We start from the raw sequence: 20,315 nt of genomic DNA, 5'->3' as shown, positions 1-20,315 counted from the left end.
CCTGCGGGCAGCCCACTCACTGTGTTCGTGGTCTGTCCAACTGGCTGCGCCAGTTGTCGAACCCCGGTCGGGGCTTCTCATCCCCCCTGGAGTGCAATATGCGAAAAAAAAGCTCGCACTTTCGTACGAGCTCTTCTTTGAATATGGCGGTGAGGGGGGGATTGACTCGCTTCGCTCGCCCTGCGGGCAGCCCACTCACTGTGTTCGTGGTCTGTCCAACTGGCTGCGCCAGTTGTCGAACCCCGGTCGGGGCTTCTCATCCCCCCTGGAGTGCAATATGCGAAAAAAAAAGCTCGCACTTTCGTACGAGCTTTTCTTTAAATATGGCGGTGAGGGGGGGATTCGAACCCCCGATACGTTGCCGTATACACACTTTCCAGGCGTGCTCCTTCAGCCACTCGGACACCTCACCAAATTGTTTTGCTACCAAACCTCATGGGTGGCAACGGGGCGCTACTATAGGGAGTTGGAGTAAAACGGTCAAGAAGAATTTTAATGATAATTATTGTTTGCTCATACTGTAAACAAGTTGTGCAGTATATCTACATCGAGACAAGTTATGGACTTATACTTCCAAAGTACTTCATACATATCACAAAATAAAAAGGCCGGTTAAACCGACCTTTTACTCGTTCTTTCTCTTCGCCCATCAGGCGGTAAAACAATCAGCGACTACGGAAGACAATGCGGCCTTTGCTCAGGTCGTACGGGGTCAGTTCAACAGTCACTTTGTCGCCCGTCAGGATGCGGATGTAGTTTTTGCGCATTTTACCGGAGATGTGTGCAGTAACCACGTGACCGTTTTCTAACTCTACGCGGAACATGGTATTAGGCAACGTTTCAAGAACGGTACCTTGCATTTCAATATTGTCTTCTTTGGCCATCTAATCCTCTGGGGTATCACTACCGTAATTTGAACCGGCAAGATAATGCCGAAGTTCTGTAAATAAGTAAAGATTTGCGCGCTAAATCGCAACAAACAGGTTCGGCACATTACTCCGAAAACACACGGCTAAGCCGCACCAAAAGCGCAACGTATAAGGGAGCGGTGAGATAAACGATGGGCGTTACCTGACGCGAAAAATTCCTTATCGGCAGCGGGGTAATGAGCGTAACCAACTCTGCGACCGCAATTATAACACTCTGGGGAGAAATGTGCCGAAAACATTCATTCTTGTGGTGAAAACAAGCACCGTGGTACCCAGAAATTATTCGGCAATCGTCCGAGGCGCATTTGATTGAGATAATTGAGGTAATCCCGGCGGGGAATTTCGCAGGCACCAAGCGACGCTGTGTGATCGTTAAGTACCTGGCAGTCGATAAGCTTACCGCCATGACCAATAAATTCCTCACAGAATACCAGAAGCGCCGTTTTAGACGCATTTTCCATCCGGCTGAACATGGACTCACCACAAAATAGCGTTCCCTGGGCCACGCCGTACATACCGCCGACAAGCTCATCTTCACGCCAGACTTCAATGGAGTGGGCATGACCGAGTTCGTGAAGGCGATGGTAGGCTTCGACCACGCCACGCGTGATCCAGGTTCCTTCTTCGCGATCGCTGGCACAGCCTTCAATGACCTGACCAAAAGCGTAATTCATCGTGACACGATAGGGCGAGCGTTTATGAAATCGCTTCATACTACGGCTGATATGCAGTGATTCAGGCCAAAGCACCGCGCGGGGATCGGGCGACCACCAGAGGATGGGGTCGCCGGGAGAAAACCACGGAAAAATACCACGCTGGTAAGCCATTAACAGGCGTGCAGGGCTAAGATCGCCCCCAAGTGCCAGCAGGCCGTTAGGCTCACGTAATGCGCCTTCCGGGGAAGGGAAGGCTATTGAATGGCGAGAAAGCTGAACCAGGCGCATGACCGCAAAACTCCACGCAAGTCGGATCGTTCAATAATAGCTTACAAACCCTGCTTAAACTGGTAATAACGCCCCTGTCTGGCAAGCAGTTCTGCGTGAGTACCTTGCTCAATAATTTGCCCGTTGTCCATCACTATTATTTGTTGGAAACGAGAGAGTCCGCGAAGTCGATGGGTGACCATTAACACCGTTTTCTCATGCATCATTTCTGCAAGCAATTCAAGGATCTGACTTTCGGTTGTGGCATCTAAGCCTTCTGTAGGTTCATCCAGCAATACCAGCGGCGCATCATGTAACAGCGCACGGGCGATAGCCAGACGGCGCAGTTCACCACCGGAGAGCTGGCGTCCGCCTTCACCTAACCAACTGTTGAGACCTGCATCCTCGAGCAGCTTCTCCAGACCAACGCGACGTAAGATCTCCGCCAGAGCCTCATCACTACTGCCAGGCGAGGCGAGTAACAGATTATCACGCAGCGTGGCGCTAAACAGATGCACTCGCTGAGGAACAACGCTGATGGTCTGTCGTAGAGTCGCTTCATTCAGGCTGGCTATGGGGCTACCGTTAAGCAAAATCTCGCCCTGTTGCGGGTCCCATGCGCGGGTCAGCAGTTGTAACAGTGTTGATTTGCCGCATCCGGTTCGCCCGAGAATCGCTATATGTTCTCCGGCGTTTACCTGAAGAGAAATCCCTTTAAGTGCCTGTTGGGATTGCTCCGGATAAGTGAACTGAACATCCCGTAACGTCAACGAAACGCGATCGGCAACACGAGTTTGGGTATCAGGGAAGGTGACTTCCGGTTTTTGATCCGTTAAGTCAGTGATCCGAACGGCAGAGGCAATGACTTGCCCCAGATGCTGAAATGCACCCGTTACTGGTGCCAGTGCTTCAAACGCGGCTAACGCGCAGAAGACAAACAGGGCAATTAACGCGCCGGGTTGAGCATTGCCGCCAACGCCGCCAGACGCCATCCACAGCATCAGGATCACCGCTAACGCGCCAATGAGCAGCATTATCGCTTGCGACAATGCGGTGAGTTCAGATTGACGTCGTTGCGCTTCCAGCCACTGAATTTCGGTATTCTCTAACTGCGTGCGATAACGATCGCTGGCACCAAAAATGGTCAGCTCAGCTTGCCCTTGCAGCCAGGCCGTCAGTTGTTGGCGATACTGCCCGCGAAGATGAGTCAGATTTTGCCCGGTGCTTTTTCCCGCACGATAAAACAGCGGTGGCATCAGGAAAAGCGTCAGTAACATAATGCCGCCCAGCGTAAAGGCGAGGGTGAAATCAAGGAAACTTAACCCGATTGTCACCACCATAATCACCACAAAAGCGCCCACCAGCGGCGAGATAACGCGCAGGTAAAGATGATCGAGCGTATCAACATCCGCCACCACGCGGTTGAGCAATTCGCCCTGACGATAGCGCGCCAGTCCGGCAGGGGAGAGGGGCAGCAATTTGCTGAAGGTATAAATGCGCAGATGCTGCAACACGCGGAAAGTCGCGTCGTGACTTACCAGACGTTCAAAATAGCGCCCGGCAGTACGGGTGATTGCTGCACCACGCACGCCCGCAGCGGGTAGCATATAGTTGAAGCTGTACAGTCCGGCAACCCCCGCTACCGCTGAGGCCGAGAGGAACCAGCCGGAAAGTGTCAACAGACCGATACTGGCGAGCAGCGTGACAATTGCCAGCACAATACCAAGACTTAACATCCATTTATGACGTTTATACAGTGCCAGATAGGGTAGCAAAGCGCGCATTTAAATCTCCTCCTGACGATGGGCCAGCAATGTGGAGAAAGGACCACCAGCCACGCTTAATTCCGCGTAACGTCCTTGCTCAATAATCTGACCATCCTGCATTACCCAAATGACATCCCAGTCAGCAAGATCTTCTAACTGGTGGGTGACCATTAACGTTGTCTGGCGCAGAGAGGCGGCATTAAGCGCCTCCATTACGCGCTGTTCACTGTGAGCATCAAGGCTGGCAGCGGGTTCATCCAACAGTAATAGCGAACAGGGATTTAGTAATGCTCGGGCCACCGCCACGCGCTGTGCCTGCCCCACGGAAAGGCGGGCAGCCTGGTCGCCAACAGGCGTATCAACGCCTTGTGGCAGGAGCGGTAGAAACTCACTGACCCAGGCGTTATCCAGCGCTGTTTGTAACTCGTGTTCGCTGGCATCAGGTCGTGCCAGTAGTACGTTATCCCGTAGTGTTGCTGCCGGTAATTGTGGGTTTTGCCCAACCCAGGAGAGATGTTTACGCCATGATTCCGGTGATAAATCGCGTAATTCTATCCCGTTGATTCGTAGCGATCCCTGATATGAGAGAAAACCAGAAAGCGCGTTCAGCAGTGAGCTTTTACCTGAACCGCTGCGACCAACCAACACGGCACGTTGGCCTGCTGGCAAAGTAAAGTTCAGCGGTCCGGCCAGCGTTTTACCTTCTGGTGATGTAATAAACAGCTCCTCGGCTTCAATGGTCACCGGATCGGTCGATGCTAATTCCGCCTCACCACGCTGCGGATGGGCAAGCGGGGTTTCCATAAACGTTTTCAAACTGTCAGCTGCACCAACAGCCTGGGCTTTAGCATGATAAAACGTACCGAGATCGCGTAATGGCTGGAAAAACTCCGGCGCAAGGATCAGGGCCAGAAAACCCGCAGCCAGCGTCACGCCAGTATCATAGTGACCAAAATCCAGCTCGCCGAGATAGGAAAAACCAAAGTAGACCGCCACCAGAGCAATTGACAGCGAGGTAAAAAATTCGAGAATGCCGGAGGATAAAAACGCCAGCCGTAGCACTTCCATTGTCCGTTGGCGGAAATCTTCCGAAGCAGAACGAATACTTTCAATTTCAGCTTCACCACGACCAAAAATACGCAATGTTTCCATGCCGCGCAGGCGATCGAGAAAATGCCCACTTAAGCGAGCAAGAGCGAGAAAGTTACGTCGGTTAGCATCGGCAGCCCCCATTCCAACCAGCGCCATAAACAACGGAATTAACGGAGCAGTGCCCAGCAGAATGAGCGCCGCAGCCCAGTTAGAGGGGAAGATAGCCACCACAATCAGCAACGGCACCGACACTGCCAGCGCCATTTGCGGCAGGTAGCGTGCATAGTAATCATGCATATCGTCAATTTGCTCGAGTACCAGCGTCGCCCAGCTCCCCGCCGGTTTACCCTGAATCCACGCTGGCCCTGCTTGTTGCAGACGGTCGAGAACCTGACGGCGGATGGCAAAGCGGATATGCTGCCCGGCGTGATAACCCACCCGTTCGCGTAACCAGACCACCCATGCGCGAAGTACAAAGGTCAGAACCAGTAACGTAAAGGGAAGCAGCAGGGCTTCACGGGGAATATTCTCCATAATCATATGTTGCAGAATTCGCGCCATGAACCAGGCCTGGGCAATGATCAATATGCCGCTCACAAAGCCCAGCAGACGAGAAATATTCAGCCAACGTTGGGAGATGACGCTTTGCTGTTTTAACCAGCGGGTTAACTCTTTTTGACGGGATTTATTCATTGCACGCTTAGCAGGTGAGTTATCAGAATTATTTGCAGAGCAATGTTACAACGAGGAAAAAATAAAGGCGACCCATAGTCGCATGGTGTCGCCTTCTTTACTTTTGTTACTGATTTGTAAAATTATTTTGCGTCAGCTAAACCATCGAGGTAGCGTTCCGCATCAAGTGCTGCCATGCAGCCTGTACCAGCAGATGTAATAGCCTGGCGATAAATGTGATCCATCACGTCGCCTGCGGCAAAGACGCCAGGGATGCTGGTCTGGGTGGCATTACCATGAATACCCGACTGTACTTTGATGTAGCCGTTTTCCAGTTCCAGCTGCCCTTCGAAAATGGCAGTATTCGGGCTGTGACCGATAGCAACAAACAGACCGGCAACGTCGAGTGACTCGATGTTATCGCTGTTTTGCGTATCGCGCAGACGAACGCCAGTGACGCCCATCTGATCGCCGGTCACCTCTTCCAGCGTACGGTTGGTGTGTAGAATGATGTTGCCGTTCTCCACTTTATCCATCAGACGCTTAATAAGGATTTTTTCCGCGCGGAAACCGTCACGGCGGTGAATCAGATGAACTTCCGAAGCGATGTTAGACAGATACAGCGCCTCTTCAACCGCGGTATTGCCGCCGCCGATGACCGCAACTTTCTGGTTGCGATAGAAGAAACCGTCGCAGGTTGCACAAGCAGAAACCCCACGGCCTTTAAACGCTTCCTCAGAAGGAAGGCCGAGATAGCGTGCAGAAGCTCCGGTGGCAATAATCAGCGCGTCGCAAGTGTATTCGCCGTTATCGCCATTCAGACGGAACGGACGGTTTTGCAGATCCACCTTGTTGATATGATCAAAAATGATCTCAGTTTCAAATTTGGTGGCATGTTCGTGCATGCGCTCCATTAATAACGGACCGGTCAGATCGTTTGGATCGCCAGGCCAGTTTTCCACTTCCGTGGTGGTGGTCAGTTGGCCGCCTTTTTCCATGCCGGTAATCAGCACAGGTTGCAGGTTGGCGCGCGCCGCATAGACAGCAGCGGTGTATCCCGCCGGGCCTGAACCCAGGATAAGCAGTTTACTGTGTTTGGTCGTGCCCATGAGATCCCCATAGTTGTTGGCAGACAATGGGCAGGATTGTAGGGAATTTACAGACGTAAAAAAAGAGTATGACGATTTTGTTAACAATTTGTGCAATCGGCAGCATCGATAAGCAGGTCAAATTCTCCCGTCATTATCACCTCTGCTACTTAAATTTCCCGCTTTATAAGCCGATTAAATGATGAATAAACGCCCCTAGTAATGAATATCTGGCATGTTGTACTAAAAATCGATGTTTTGCTTTGACAATCCCCTGGTGTTTTGCGAAAACATTCGAGGAAGAAAAAAAACAGTATTCTTATATGCGCATAACCATGCATGTAAATACCATGTTTACCGTGCTAGTGAAATCTACGTATGGCGTGGACAGACGCCATTCGTGATGTCGATAGCAGCCACAAGGCAACGGTCTTCTCACCGTAGACCCAGGCATTGCGCGCCGTGAATCTTCATGATTTCGGTCTATCGTGACGGGTAGCGACTCTGAACAGTGATGTTTCAGGGTCAGACAGGAGTAGGGAAGGAATACAGAGAGACAATAATAATGGTAGATAGCAAGAAGCGCCCTGGCAAAGATCTCGACCGTATCGATCGTAACATTCTTAATGAGTTGCAAAAGGATGGGCGTATTTCTAACGTCGAGCTTTCTAAACGTGTGGGACTTTCCCCAACGCCGTGCCTTGAGCGTGTGCGTCGGCTGGAAAGACAAGGGTTTATTCAGGGCTATACGGCGCTGCTTAACCCCCATTATCTGGATGCATCACTTCTGGTATTCGTTGAGATTACTCTGAATCGTGGCGCACCGGATGTGTTTGAACAATTCAATACCGCTGTACAAAAACTTGAAGAAATTCAGGAGTGTCATTTAGTATCTGGTGATTTCGACTACCTGTTGAAAACACGCGTGCCGGATATGTCAGCTTACCGTAAGTTGCTGGGGGAAACCCTGCTGCGTCTGCCTGGCGTCAATGACACACGGACATACGTTGTTATGGAAGAAGTCAAGCAGAGTAATCGTCTGGTTATTAAGACGCGCTAACACGGAACAGGTGCAAAATCGGCGTATTTTGATTACACTCCTGTTAATCCATACAGCAACAGTACTGGGGTAACCTGGTACTGTTGTCCGTTTTAGCATCGGGCAGGAAAAGCCTGTAACCTGGAGAGCCTTTCTTGAGCCAGGAATACACTGAAGACAAAGAAGTCACATTGACAAAGTTAAGTAGCGGCCGCCGCCTTCTGGAGGCGTTGCTGATCCTTATTGTCCTGTTTGCCGTCTGGTTGATGGCTGCCTTACTAAGCTTTAACCCTTCGGACCCCAGCTGGTCGCAAACGGCCTGGCATGAACCTATCCATAATTTAGGTGGGATGCCCGGTGCATGGCTGGCAGATACGCTGTTCTTTATTTTTGGCGTGATGGCTTACACCATTCCCGTCATTATTGTCGGCGGTTGTTGGTTTGCCTGGCGTCATCAGTCCAGCGACGAATACATTGATTATTTTGCCGTTTCGCTACGCATCATTGGCGTTTTGGCGCTCATCCTTACCTCCTGTGGTCTGGCGGCAATCAACGCTGACGATATCTGGTATTTTGCCTCCGGTGGCGTCATTGGCAGCTTACTAAGCACTACGCTACAACCACTGCTACACAGTAGCGGGGGAACTATTGCGCTGCTCTGCGTTTGGGCTGCGGGTCTGACGCTGTTCACCGGTTGGTCATGGGTGACCATTGCTGAAAAACTCGGCGGCTGGATTTTAAACATTCTCACCTTCGCCAGTAATCGTACCCGTCGCGATGATACCTGGGTCGATGAAGATGAGTATGAAGACGACGAAGAGTATGAAGATGAAAATCACGGCAAACAGCATGAATCACGCCGTGCCCGTATTCTTCGCGGCGCGTTAGCGCGTCGTAAACGGTTGGCGGAAAAATTCATTAATCCGATGGGGCGGCAAACAGATGCTGCGTTGTTCTCCGGTAAGCGGATGGATGATGAAGAAGAGATTACCTACACTGCACGCGGTGTGGCTGCCGACCCGGACGACGTCCTCTTTTCGGGCAATCGTGCAACGCAGCCAGAATATGACGAATACGATCCATTATTAAACGGTGCGCCAATTACCGAACCTGTTGCTGTAGCAGCTGCTGCTACCACGGCGACACAAAGCTGGGCTGCGCCGGTTGAACCTGTGACTCAGACGCCGCCTGTTGCCTCTGTTGATGTTCCACCTGCACAACCTACAGTAGCCTGGCAGCCTGTACCGGGGCCACAAACGGGAGAGCCGGTTATTGCTCCTGCACAGGAAGGTTACCCACAGCAGCCACAATATGCGCAGCCTGCAGTGCAATATAATGAGCCGCTGCAACAACCTGTACAGCCACAGCAGCCGTATTATGCGCCAGCAGCGGAACAACCTGTGCAACAACCTTACTACGCTCCTGCGGCGGAACAACCTGTTCAGCAGCCGTATTACGCAACTGCGCCGGAACAGTCTGCGCAACAGTCGTATTACGCCCCTGCGCCAGAACAATCGGTGGCAGGTAACGCCTGGCAAGCCGAAGAGCAGCAATCCACTTTTGCTCCACAGTCTACATACCAGACTGAGCAAACTTATCAGCAGCCAGTCGCTCAGGAGCCGTTGTACCAACAGCCGCAACCTGTTGAACAGCAGCCTGTTGTGGAGCCTGAACCCGTTGTAGAAGAGACAAAACCCGCGCGTCCGCCGCTTTACTATTTTGAAGAAGTGGAAGAGAAGCGTGCCCGTGAACGTGAACAACTTGCGGCCTGGTATCAACCGATTCCTGAACCGGTTAAAGAACCAGAACCGATCAAATCTTCGCTGAAAACACCTTCTGTTGCAGCAGTACCTCCAGTGGAAGCCGCTGCCGCTGTTTCCCCTCTGGCATCTGGCGTGAAAAAAGCGACACTGGCGACGGGGGCTGCCGCAACCGTTGCCGCGCCAGTCTTCAGTCTGGCAAATAGCGCTGGACCGCGTCCACAGGTCAAAGAGGGGATTGGCCCGCAGTTGCCACGACCGAAACGTATCCGCGTGCCAACTCGTCGTGAACTGGCGTCTTACGGTATTAAGCTGCCCTCACAGCGTGCGGCAGAAGAAAAAGCCCGTGAAGCTCAGCGCAATCAGTACGATTCCGGCGATCAGTATAACGATGATGAAATCGATGCGATGCAGCAGGATGAACTGGCACGTCAGTTCGCCCAGACACAGCAGCAACGCTATGGCGAACAGTATCAACATGATGTGCCCGTGAACGCAGAAGATGCAGATGCTGCGGCAGAGGCTGAACTGGCTCGTCAGTTTGCGCAAACTCAACAACAACGTTATTCCGGCGAACAACCGGCTGGGGCGAATCCGTTCACGCTGGATGATTTTGAATTTTCGCCAATGAAAGCGTTGCTGGATGATGGTCCACACGAACCGTTGTTTACGCCAATTGTTGAACCTGTACAGCAGCCGCAACAACCGATTGCACCGCAGCAACAGTATCAGCAGCCGCAGCAACCAGTTGCGCCGCAGCCGCAGTATCAGCAGCCGCAACAGCCGGTTGCACCGCAGCAGCAATATCAGCAGCCACAACAACCGGTTGCGCCGCAGCAGCAATATCAGCAGCCGCAACAGCCGGTTGCACAGCAGCCGCAATATCAGCAGCCGCAACAGCCAGTTGCGCCGCAGCCGCATGATACCCTGCTTCATCCGCTGTTGATGCGCAATGGTGACAGCCGTCCGTTGCATAAACCGACGACGCCGCTGCCTTCTCTGGATTTGCTGACACCGCCGCCGAGCGAAGTGGAGCCGGTAGATACCTTTGCGCTTGAACAAATGGCGCGTCTGGTGGAAGCGCGTCTGGCTGATTTCCGTATTAAAGCCGATGTCGTCAATTACTCTCCGGGGCCGGTTATCACTCGCTTTGAACTTAACCTGGCACCGGGCGTAAAAGCGGCGCGCATTTCTAACTTGTCACGGGACCTTGCCCGTTCACTTTCGACGGTGGCGGTGCGTGTCGTTGAAGTTATTCCTGGCAAACCCTATGTAGGTCTGGAGTTACCGAATAAAAAACGACAAACCGTTTATCTGCGCGAAGTATTGGATAACGCCAAATTCCGCGATAATCCGTCGCCATTAACCGTGGTGCTGGGTAAAGATATCGCCGGTGAGCCGGTGGTTGCCGATCTGGCGAAAATGCCGCACTTGTTGGTTGCGGGGACTACCGGTTCCGGTAAGTCTGTCGGGGTGAACGCGATGATCCTGAGCATGCTTTATAAAGCACAGCCAGAAGATGTGCGTTTCATCATGATCGACCCGAAAATGCTGGAGCTTTCGGTTTATGAAGGCATTCCGCATCTGTTAACGGAAGTCGTTACCGACATGAAAGATGCTGCCAACGCTTTGCGCTGGTGCGTAAATGAAATGGAACGTCGTTATAAGCTGATGTCCGCCCTAGGTGTGCGTAATCTGGCGGGTTATAACGAAAAAATTGCTGAAGCCGATCGCATGATGCGTCCGATTCCAGACCCGTACTGGAAGCCGGGTGACAGTATGGATGCCCAGCATCCGGTGCTGAAAAAAGAACCGTACATTGTGGTGTTGGTGGACGAATTTGCCGACCTGATGATGACGGTAGGTAAAAAAGTGGAAGAGCTTATAGCACGTCTGGCGCAAAAAGCCCGTGCCGCGGGTATCCACCTCGTACTGGCAACGCAGCGTCCATCGGTTGATGTTATTACTGGTCTGATTAAAGCGAATATTCCGACCCGTATCGCCTTTACCGTATCCAGTAAGATTGACTCACGTACCATTCTTGATCAGGCTGGCGCGGAATCACTGCTGGGTATGGGGGATATGCTTTACTCTGGGCCGAACTCCACGTTGCCGGTACGTGTTCATGGTGCTTTTGTTCGCGATCAGGAAGTTCATGCCGTGGTGCAGGACTGGAAAGCGCGTGGTCGCCCACAGTATGTTGATGGCATCACCTCCGACAGTGAAAGCGAAGGTGGCGCGGGCGGTTTCGATGGCGCTGAAGAGCTGGATCCGTTGTTCGATCAGGCGGTGCAGTTTGTCACTGAAAAACGCAAAGCATCAATTTCTGGCGTACAGCGTCAGTTCCGCATTGGTTATAACCGTGCAGCGCGTATTATCGAACAGATGGAAGCGCAGGGGATTGTCAGCGAACAGGGGCACAACGGTAATCGTGAAGTGCTGGCCCCACCGCCGTTTGACTAATTAATGCATCGTAGGCCGGATAAGGCTCGGTAGCGTCGCATCCGGCACTCTAACAACTGAAAATTCAGTATTTTCTTCTTTCCTCAAGCTGATTATTAGCCTGGAATAGAGAGTAGAGGGAACTCCCGATCGGGAGTGACGTAATTTGAGGAATAATGATGAAAAAAATTGCCATCACCTGTGCATTACTCTCAAGCTTAGTAGCAAGCAGCGTTTGGGCTGATGCCGCAAGCGATCTTAAAAGCCGCCTGGATAAAGTCAGCAGCTTCCACGCCAGCTTCACACAAAAAGTGACTGACGGTAGCGGCGCGGCGGTGCAGGAAGGCCAGGGCGATCTGTGGGTGAAACGTCCAAACTTATTCAACTGGCATATGACTCAACCTGATGAAAGCATTCTGGTTTCTGACGGTAAAACACTGTGGTTCTATAACCCGTTCGTTGAGCAAGCTACGGCAACCTGGCTGAAAGATGCCACCGGTAATACGCCGTTTATGCTGATTGCCCGCAACCAGTCCAGCGACTGGCAGCAGTACAATATCAAACAGAATGGCGATGACTTTGTCCTGACGCCGAAAGCCAGCAATGGCAATCTGAAGCAGTTCACCATTAACGTGGGACGTGATGGCACAATCCATCAGTTTAGCGCGGTGGAGCAGGACGATCAGCGCAGCAGTTATCAGCTGAAATCCCAGCAAAATGGGACTGTGGATGCAGCGAAATTTACCTTCACCCCGCCGCAAGGCGTAACGGTAGATGATCAACGTAAGTAGAGGCACCTGAGTGAGCAATCTGTCGCTCGATTTTTCGGATAATACTTTTCAACCTCTGGCCGCGCGTATGCGGCCAGAAAATTTAGCACAGTATATCGGCCAGCAACATTTGTTGGCTGCGGGGAAGCCGTTGCCGCGTGCTATCGAAGCCGGGCATTTGCATTCTATGATCCTCTGGGGGCCACCGGGTACCGGCAAAACAACCCTCGCTGAAGTGATTGCCCGCTATGCGAACGCTGATGTGGAACGTATTTCTGCCGTTACTTCTGGCGTGAAAGAGATTCGCGAGGCGATCGAGCGCGCTCGGCAAAACCGCAATGCTGGTCGCCGCACTATTCTTTTTGTTGACGAAGTTCACCGATTCAACAAAAGCCAGCAGGATGCATTTCTGCCACATATTGAAGACGGCACCATCACTTTTATTGGCGCAACCACTGAAAACCCGTCGTTTGAACTTAACTCGGCACTGCTTTCCCGTGCCCGTGTCTATCTGCTGAAATCCCTGAGTACAGAGGATATTGAGCAGGTGCTTACTCAGGCGATGGAAGACAAAACCCGTGGCTATGGTGGTCAGGATATAGTTCTGCCAGATGAAACGCGACGCGCCATTGCTGAACTGGTGAATGGCGACGCGCGCCGGGCGTTAAATACGCTGGAAATGATGGCGGATATGGCCGAAGTCGATGATAGCGGTAAGCGGGTCCTGAAGCCTGAATTACTGACCGAAATCGCCGGTGAACGTAGCGCCCGCTTTGATAACAAAGGCGATCGCTTTTACGATCTCATTTCCGCACTGCATAAGTCGGTACGTGGTAGCGCACCCGATGCGGCGCTGTACTGGTATGCGCGAATTATTACTGCCGGTGGCGATCCGTTATATGTCGCGCGTCGCTGTCTGGCGATAGCGTCGGAAGATGTGGGTAATGCTGATCCACGAGCGATGCAGGTGGCAATTGCGGCCTGGGATTGCTTTACCCGAGTTGGCCCGGCGGAAGGAGAACGCGCCATTGCTCAGGCGATTGTTTACCTGGCCTGCGCGCCAAAAAGCAACGCTGTCTACACTGCGTTTAAAGCCGCGCTGGCGGATGCTCGCGAACGTCCGGATTATGACGTGCCGGTTCATTTGCGTAATGCGCCGACGAAATTAATGAAGGAAATGGGCTACGGGCAGGAATATCGTTACGCTCATGATGAAGCAAACGCTTATGCTGCCGGTGAGGTTTACTTCCCGCCGGAAATAGCACAAACACGCTATTATTTCCCGACAAACAGGGGCCTTGAAGGCAAGATTGGCGAAAAGCTCGCCTGGCTGGCTGAACAGGATCAAAATAGCCCCATAAAACGCTACCGTTAATGTTATCGTTGCGGTAATGTTGTTACTGTATCCCTGTGGTCGCAGGCTGTGGCCACATCTCCCATTTAATTCGATAAGCACAGGATAAGCATGCTCGATCCCAATCTGCTGCGTAATGAGCCAGACGCAGTCGCTGAAAAACTGGCACGCCGGGGCTTTAAGCTGGATGTAGATAAGCTGGGCGCTCTTGAAGAGCGTCGTAAAGTATTGCAGGTCAAAACGGAAAACCTGCAAGCGGAGCGTAACTCCCGATCGAAATCCATTGGCCAGGCGAAAGCGCGCGGGGAAGATATCGAGCCTTTACGTCTGGAAGTGAACAAACTGGGCGAAGAGCTGGATGCAGCAAAAGCCGAGCTGGATGCTTTACAGGCTGAAATTCGCGATATCGCGCTAACCATCCCTAACCTGCCTGCAGATGAAGTGCCGGTAGGTAAAGACGAAAATGACAACGTTGAAGTCAGCCGCTGGGGCACCCCGCGTGAGTTTGACTTTGAAGTTCGTGACCATGTGACGCTGGGTGAAATGCACTCTGGCCTCGACTTTGCAGCCGCAGTTAAGTTGACCGGTTCCCGCTTTGTGGTAATGAAAGGGCAGATTGCTCGCATGCACCGCGCACTATCGCAGTTTATGCTGGATCTGCATACCGAACAGCATGGCTACAGTGAGAACTATGTTCCGTACCTGGTTAACCAGGACACGCTGTACGGTACGGGTCAGCTGCCGAAATTTGCTGGCGATCTGTTCCATACTCGTCCGCTGGAAGAAGAAGCAGACACCAGTAACTATGCGCTGATCCCAACGGCAGAAGTTCCGCTGACCAACCTGGTGCGCGGTGAAATCATCGATGAAGATGATCTGCCAATTAAGATGACCGCCCACACCCCATGCTTCCGTTCTGAAGCCGGTTCATATGGTCGTGACACCCGTGGTCTGATCCGTATGCACCAGTTCGACAAAGTTGAAATGGTGCAGATCGTGCGCCCGGAAGACTCAATGGCGGCGCTGGAAGAGATGACTGGTCATGCAGAAAAAGTCCTGCAGTTGCTGGGCCTGCCGTACCGTAAAATCATCCTTTGTACCGGCGACATGGGCTTTGGTGCTTGCAAAACTTACGACCTGGAAGTATGGATCCCGGCACAGAACACCTACCGTGAGATCTCTTCCTGCTCCAACGTTTGGGATTTCCAGGCACGTCGTATGCAGGCACGTTGCCGCAGCAAGTCGGACAAGAAAACCCGTCTGGTTCATACCCTGAACGGTTCTGGTCTGGCTGTTGGTCGTACGCTGGTTGCAGTAATGGAAAACTATCAGCAGGCTGATGGTCGTATTGAAGTACCAGAAGTTCTGCGTCCGTATATGAACGGACTGGAATATATTGGCTAATACCCAATTTTTCTGAATCTAAAAAGCGCCTGCGGGCGCTTTTTTTGTCTCCCTTTGATACCGAACAATAATTACTCCTCACTTACACGTAATACTACTTTCGAGTGAAAATCTACCTATCTCTTTGATTTTCAAATTATTCGATGTATACAAGCCTATATAGCGACCTGCTATAGAAATAATTACACAATACGGTTTGTTACTGGAATCAATCGTGAGCAAGCTTGAGTGAGCCATTATGAAAACGAAAATCCCTGATGCGGTATTGGCTGCTGAGGTGAGTCGCCGTGGTTTGGTAAAAACGACAGCGATCGGCGGCCTGGCAATGGCCAGCAGCGCGTTAACATTACCTTTTAGTCGGATTGCGCACGCTGTCGATAGCGCCATTCCAACAAAATCAGACGAAAAGGTTATCTGGAGCGCCTGTACAGTTAACTGTGGTAGTCGCTGCCCGCTACGTATGCACGTCGTGGACGGTGAAATCAAATATGTTGAAACGGATAATACTGGCGATGACAACTATGACGGCCTGCACCAGGTGCGCGCCTGTCTGCGTGGTCGTTCCATGCGTCGCCGTGTCTACAATCCGGACCGCCTGAAATATCCGATGAAACGAGTCGGAGCGCGCGGTGAAGGCAAATTCGAGCGCATTAGCTGGGAAGAAGCCTACGACATCATCGCGACCAATATGCAGCGCCTGATCAAAGAGTACGGCAACGAATCCATCTATCTGAACTATGGCACCGGTACGCTGGGTGGCACCATGACCCGCTCCTGGCCGCCGGGAAATACCCTGGTCGCTCGCCTGATGAACTGCTGCGGCGGTTATCTGAACCATTACGGTGACTACTCTTCCGCGCAAATTGCGGAAGGTTTGAACTATACCTACGGCGGCTGGGCAGATGGTAACAGCCCGTCGGATATCGAAAACAGTAAACTGGTAGTGCTGTTTGGTAATAACCCTGGCGAAACGCGAATGAGTGGCGGTGGGGTGACTTACTATCTTGAACAGGCGCGTCAGAAATCTAATGCTCGCATGATCATCATCGATCCGCGCTATACCGACACCGGAGCCGGGCGCGAAGATGAGTGGATCCCTATTCGTCCGGGAACAGATGCCGCACTGGTTAACGGTCTGGCGTATGTCATGATCACCGAAAACCTGGTGGATCAGGCATTCCTCGATAAATATTGCGTTGGCTACGACGAGAAAACACTGCCTGCCAGTGCGCCGAAAAATGGTCACTATAAAGCTTATATTCTGGGTGAAGGGCCAGATGGCGTAGCTAAAACGCCGGAATGGGCCTCGCAAATCACCGGTGTTCCGGCAGACAAAATCATCAAATTGGCTCGTGAAATCGGTAGTACCAAACCGGCGTTTATCAGCCAGGGATGGGGCCCGCAGCGTCACGCTAACGGTGAAATCGCAACCCGTGCTATCTCGATGCTGGCGATTCTGACCGGTAACGTTGGTATTAATGGAGGGAACAGCGGCGCGCGTGAAGGTTCATACAGCTTACCGTTTGTGCGTATGCCGACCCTCGAAAACCCGATCCAGACCAGCATTTCTATGTTTATGTGGACCGATGCCATTGAACGTGGCCCGGAAATGACAGCGCTGCGTGATGGTGTGCGCGGGAAAGATAAGCTGGATGTGCCGATCAAAATGATCTGGAACTATGCCGGTAACTGCCTGATTAACCAGCATTCTGAAATCAACCGTACCCATGAAATCCTTCAGGATGATAAGAAGTGCGAGCTGATTGTGGTTATCGACTGCCACATGACCTCATCAGCGAAATATGCTGACATCCTGCTGCCTGACTGCACCGCTTCCGAACAGATGGACTTTGCACTGGATGCATCCTGCGGGAATATGTCTTACGTGATTTTCAACGATCAGGTGATTAAACCGCGCTTTGAATGTAAGACCATCTATGAAATGACCAGCGAACTGGCAAAACGTCTTGGCGTTGAGCAACAGTTTACTGAAGGCCGTACACAGGAAGAGTGGATGCGGCATCTGTATGCCCAGTCGCGGGAAGCGATTCCTGAACTGCCAACGTTTGAAGAGTTCCGCAAGCAGGGGATCTTTAAAAAGCGCGACCCACAAGGGCACCACGTTGCTTATAAAGCTTTCCGTGAAGATCCTCAGGCAAATCCACTGACCACGCCATCGGGTAAAATTGAGATTTATTCGCAGGCGCTGGCTGACATTGCCGCGACCTGGGAATTGCCAGAAGGCGATGTGATCGATCCACTGCCGATCTATACGCCGGGCTTTGAAAGTTATCAGGATCCGCTGAACAAACAATATCCGCTGCAGCTTACTGGCTTCCACTACAAATCTCGCGTTCACTCAACTTACGGCAACGTTGATGTGCTGAAAGCGGCTTGCCGTCAGGAAATGTGGATCAACCCGCTTGATGCCCAAAAACGCGGTATCAACAACGGCGATAAAGTCAGGATCTTTAACGATCGTGGTGAGGTTCATATTGAGGCGAAAGTGACGCCACGAATGATGCCGGGTGTGGTCGCACTGGGTGAAGGTGCCTGGTATGACCCGGATGCAAAACGTGTCGATAAGGGAGGTTGTATCAACGTACTGACCACTCAACGTCCGTCTCCTCTCGCTAAGGGGAATCCGTCACATACAAACCTTGTTCAGGTTGAAAAGGTGTAAGGAGTAACCGATGACAACCCAGTATGGATTTTTTATTGATTCCAGCCGTTGCACCGGTTGCAAAACCTGCGAGCTGGCCTGTAAAGACTATAAAGATCTGACGCCGGAAGTCAGCTTCCGCCGCATTTATGAATATGCTGGTGGCGACTGGCAGGAAGATAACGGTGTCTGGCACCAGAACGTGTTTGCCTACTATCTGTCGATTTCGTGCAACCACTGCGAAGATCCGGCTTGTACTAAAGTCTGCCCGAGTGGTGCGATGCATAAACGTGAAGATGGTTTTGTTGTAGTCGATGAAGATGTGTGCATTGGCTGCCGCTACTGCCATATGGCTTGCCCGTATGGCGCACCGCAATATAACGAAACGAAAGGCCATATGACCAAATGCGATGGTTGTTATGACCGTGTTGCGGAGGGGAAAAAGCCGATCTGTGTTGAATCTTGCCCGCTGCGGGCGCTGGATTTCGGCCCTATCGACGAGCTGCGTAAAAAACATGGCGATCTGGCGGCCGTTGCGCCGTTGCCGCGAGCTCACTTTACCAAACCGAATATTGTGATCAAACCCAATGCCAACAGCCGCCCGACCGGGGATACCACTGGCTATCTGGCAAACCCGAAGGAGGTGTGAGATGGGAAGTGGATGGCATGAATGGCCGCTGATGATCTTCACGGTCTTCGGGCAATGTGTAGCGGGTGGTTTTATCGTTCTGGCTTTGGCGCTGCTCAAAGGCGACCTGCGAGCAGAAGCCCAGCAGCGTGTTATTGCCTGCATGTTTGGTTTATGGGTGCTGATGGGCATTGGCTTTATCGCCTCTATGCTTCATCTTGGTTCACCGATGCGCGCCTTTAACTCGCTCAACCGGGTAGGGGCTTCAGCACTCAGTAACGAAATCGCCAGCGGTTCGATCTTTTTTGCTGTTGGTGGCATCGGCTGGTTGCTGGCAATGCTGAAAAAGCTGTCACCGGCATTGCGTACGCTCTGGCTGATAGTGACGATGGTTCTTGGCGTCATCTTTGTCTGGATGATGGTGCGTGTGTATAACAGCATTGATACCGTTCCGACCTGGTACAGCATCTGGACGCCGATGGGCTTCTTCCTGACGATGTTTATGGGCGGCCCGTTACTGGGTTACCTGTTGCTGAGTCTGGCTGGCGTCGATGGCTGGGCGATGCGTCTGCTGCCAGCCATTTCTGTACTGGCCCTGGTAGTGAGTGGCGTGGTGTCAGTGATGCAGGGCGCAGAGCTGGCGACTATTCATAGCTCTGTGCAGCAGGCCGCAGCGCTGGTGCCGGACTATGGTGCGCTGTTGTCCTGGCGGATCGTGCTTTTGGCTGTTGCCCTGTGCTTGTGGATTGCACCACAGCTAAAAGGTTATCAGCCTGCGGTTCCGCTACTTTCCGTATCATTCATTCTGCTTCTGGCAGGGGAATTAATCGGTCGTGGCGTATTCTATGGTTTGCATATGACCGTGGGGATGGCCGTCGCAAGCTAATCATAACAACCGGGGTTTCGGCCCCGGTTCTCTTTTATTTCTGCTTCGTTAACGTGTCATAACTGGTCATCAAATTACGATAATCAGGAATATGGTTAGAGAACAACGTCGCCAGTCCTTCAATATCATTACGCCAGTCGCGATGCAGCTCGCAAGCCACGCCGAACCATGTCATCAATTGCGCACCAGCTTGCGACATGCGATCCCACGCCGAATGCCGGGTAATTTCATTAAAGGTCCCTGACGCGTCAGTCACGACAAAGACGTCAAACCCTTCTTCAATGGCTGAAAGCGCCGGGAATGCCACGCAAACTTCGGTTACCACACCGGCAATAATTAACTGTTTTTTACCTGTCGCTTTGACTGCTTTTACAAAATCTTCGTTATCCCAGGCGTTAATATTGCCCGGGCGAGCAATGTAAGGTGCATCGGGGAATTGTGCTTTCAGTTCTGGAACTAATGGGCCGTTAGGACCGGTTTCAAAACTGGTGGTAAGAATAGTTGGTAAGTTGAAATACTTAGCCAGGTCACCCAGCGCCAGCACGTTATTTTTAAACTTATCGGGTTCGATATCCCGTACAAGGGAAAGTAAACCAGCCTGGTGATCAACAAGCAAAACGGCAGCATCATTTTTATCAAGACGAACATACGGTTTGGTCATCCTCTTCTCCTTTCGAGAGTCAGTGGTACGTCTGAAATCGGTCAGACGCGATGCATTGCTCTGAAAGCATAGACGGGAAATATGAGTTTGCTGTGACCATGAAATTTTTCGACTGAACGAAGCGTATGAAATTTGTGTTAGATCAATAAAAACAATCAGATGAGATTAATCGTCTCTCCAGCATTAGCGTTATGAATGAGTAATATAAATCGATAATACCTCCGCTGCGATATGCGCGT

The 20,315-nt window shown here is 51.8% G+C and carries 14 protein-coding genes, 1 tRNA gene and 2 pseudogenes; 8 read left to right on the top strand and 9 right to left on the bottom strand.

What is annotated here, in order from left to right:
- Positions 1 to 324: 324 nt before the first annotated feature.
- The 8 genes and pseudogenes from ACJHYD_RS12315 to trxB form a co-directional block, all read right to left on the bottom strand.
- Positions 325 to 412: transfer RNA gene (locus tag ACJHYD_RS12315), tRNA-Ser, on the bottom strand.
- Positions 413 to 665: 253 nt separating this feature from the next.
- Positions 666 to 884: a translation initiation factor IF-1 gene (gene infA / locus ACJHYD_RS12310; RefSeq protein ID WP_001040187.1), complete on the bottom strand. Its 219-nt coding sequence runs from the start codon at positions 882 to 884 to the stop codon at positions 666 to 668.
- A pseudogene (locus ACJHYD_RS12305) lies at positions 812 to 964 on the bottom strand (hypothetical protein); the annotation flags it as partial. The gene infA and the pseudogene ACJHYD_RS12305, both read right to left, overlap by 73 nt.
- Positions 965 to 1,023: 59 nt before the next feature.
- Positions 1,024 to 1,168 (bottom strand): annotated as a pseudogene (locus ACJHYD_RS12300) (hypothetical protein); the annotation flags it as partial.
- Positions 1,169 to 1,873, bottom strand: a complete 705-nt coding sequence (gene aat / locus ACJHYD_RS12295; protein ID WP_001241678.1) for a leucyl/phenylalanyl-tRNA--protein transferase — start codon at positions 1,871 to 1,873, stop codon at positions 1,169 to 1,171.
- A 41-nt stretch (positions 1,874 to 1,914) separates the two neighbouring features.
- Positions 1,915 to 3,636, bottom strand: a complete 1,722-nt coding sequence (cydC, locus tag ACJHYD_RS12290; RefSeq protein WP_001550899.1) for a heme ABC transporter ATP-binding protein/permease CydC — start codon at positions 3,634 to 3,636, stop codon at positions 1,915 to 1,917.
- The gene (cydD, locus tag ACJHYD_RS12285) at positions 3,637 to 5,403 is read right to left on the bottom strand and encodes a heme ABC transporter permease/ATP-binding protein CydD (protein ID WP_001043596.1); all 1,767 of its coding nucleotides are present in this window, start codon (positions 5,401 to 5,403) and stop codon (positions 3,637 to 3,639) included.
- Positions 5,404 to 5,525: 122 nt separating this feature from the next.
- Entirely contained in the window at positions 5,526 to 6,491 is a 966-nt protein-coding gene (trxB, locus tag ACJHYD_RS12280; protein ID WP_000537418.1) for a thioredoxin-disulfide reductase, read from the bottom strand.
- Positions 6,492 to 7,035: 544 nt separating this feature from the next.
- On the opposite strand from trxB, the gene lrp reads away from it, so the two are divergent.
- The 8 genes from lrp (at position 7,036) to dmsC (ending at position 19,415) form a co-directional block, all read left to right on the top strand.
- A complete protein-coding gene (gene lrp, locus ACJHYD_RS12275) occupies positions 7,036 to 7,530 on the top strand; it encodes a leucine-responsive transcriptional regulator Lrp (protein WP_000228473.1) in 495 nt (164 codons plus the stop codon).
- A gap of 134 nt (positions 7,531 to 7,664) precedes the next feature.
- Positions 7,665 to 11,732: a DNA translocase FtsK gene (ftsK, locus tag ACJHYD_RS12270; RefSeq protein ID WP_001550902.1), complete on the top strand. Its 4,068-nt coding sequence runs from the start codon at positions 7,665 to 7,667 to the stop codon at positions 11,730 to 11,732.
- 158 nt (positions 11,733 to 11,890) lie between these two features.
- Positions 11,891 to 12,502, top strand: coding sequence for an outer membrane lipoprotein chaperone LolA (gene lolA / locus ACJHYD_RS12265; RefSeq protein WP_001522754.1), 612 nt, complete (start codon positions 11,891 to 11,893; stop codon positions 12,500 to 12,502).
- A gap of 10 nt (positions 12,503 to 12,512) precedes the next feature.
- The gene (gene rarA / locus ACJHYD_RS12260; RefSeq protein ID WP_000067755.1) at positions 12,513 to 13,856 is read left to right on the top strand and encodes a replication-associated recombination protein RarA; all 1,344 of its coding nucleotides are present in this window, start codon (positions 12,513 to 12,515) and stop codon (positions 13,854 to 13,856) included.
- Positions 13,857 to 13,946: 90 nt separating this feature from the next.
- Positions 13,947 to 15,239, top strand: coding sequence for a serine--tRNA ligase (gene serS / locus ACJHYD_RS12255; protein ID WP_000886683.1), 1,293 nt, complete (start codon positions 13,947 to 13,949; stop codon positions 15,237 to 15,239).
- A 238-nt stretch (positions 15,240 to 15,477) separates the two neighbouring features.
- Positions 15,478 to 17,922, top strand: a complete 2,445-nt coding sequence (gene dmsA, locus ACJHYD_RS12250) for a dimethylsulfoxide reductase subunit A (protein ID WP_000850305.1) — start codon at positions 15,478 to 15,480, stop codon at positions 17,920 to 17,922.
- Positions 17,923 to 17,932: 10 nt separating this feature from the next.
- Positions 17,933 to 18,550: a dimethylsulfoxide reductase iron-sulfur subunit DmsB gene (dmsB, locus tag ACJHYD_RS12245; RefSeq protein ID WP_000213098.1), complete on the top strand. Its 618-nt coding sequence runs from the start codon at positions 17,933 to 17,935 to the stop codon at positions 18,548 to 18,550.
- 1 nt (position 18,551) lies between these two features.
- A complete protein-coding gene (gene dmsC / locus ACJHYD_RS12240; protein WP_069903775.1) occupies positions 18,552 to 19,415 on the top strand; it encodes a dimethyl sulfoxide reductase anchor subunit DmsC in 864 nt (287 codons plus the stop codon).
- Positions 19,416 to 19,449: 34 nt separating this feature from the next.
- Here dmsC and ycaC read toward each other — a convergent pair whose 3' ends face one another.
- A complete protein-coding gene (ycaC, locus tag ACJHYD_RS12235) occupies positions 19,450 to 20,076 on the bottom strand; it encodes an isochorismate family cysteine hydrolase YcaC (protein WP_000165876.1) in 627 nt (208 codons plus the stop codon).
- Between the last annotated feature and the right edge of the window lie 239 nt (positions 20,077 to 20,315).

The sequence above is a fragment of the Escherichia sp. WS1368 genome (genome assembly GCF_046487485.1).
Classification (GTDB): domain Bacteria; phylum Pseudomonadota; class Gammaproteobacteria; order Enterobacterales; family Enterobacteriaceae; genus Escherichia; species Escherichia coli.
Note: the sequence above shows the minus strand (reverse complement) of the source record. Positions and strands in the feature narration are given on the sequence as shown.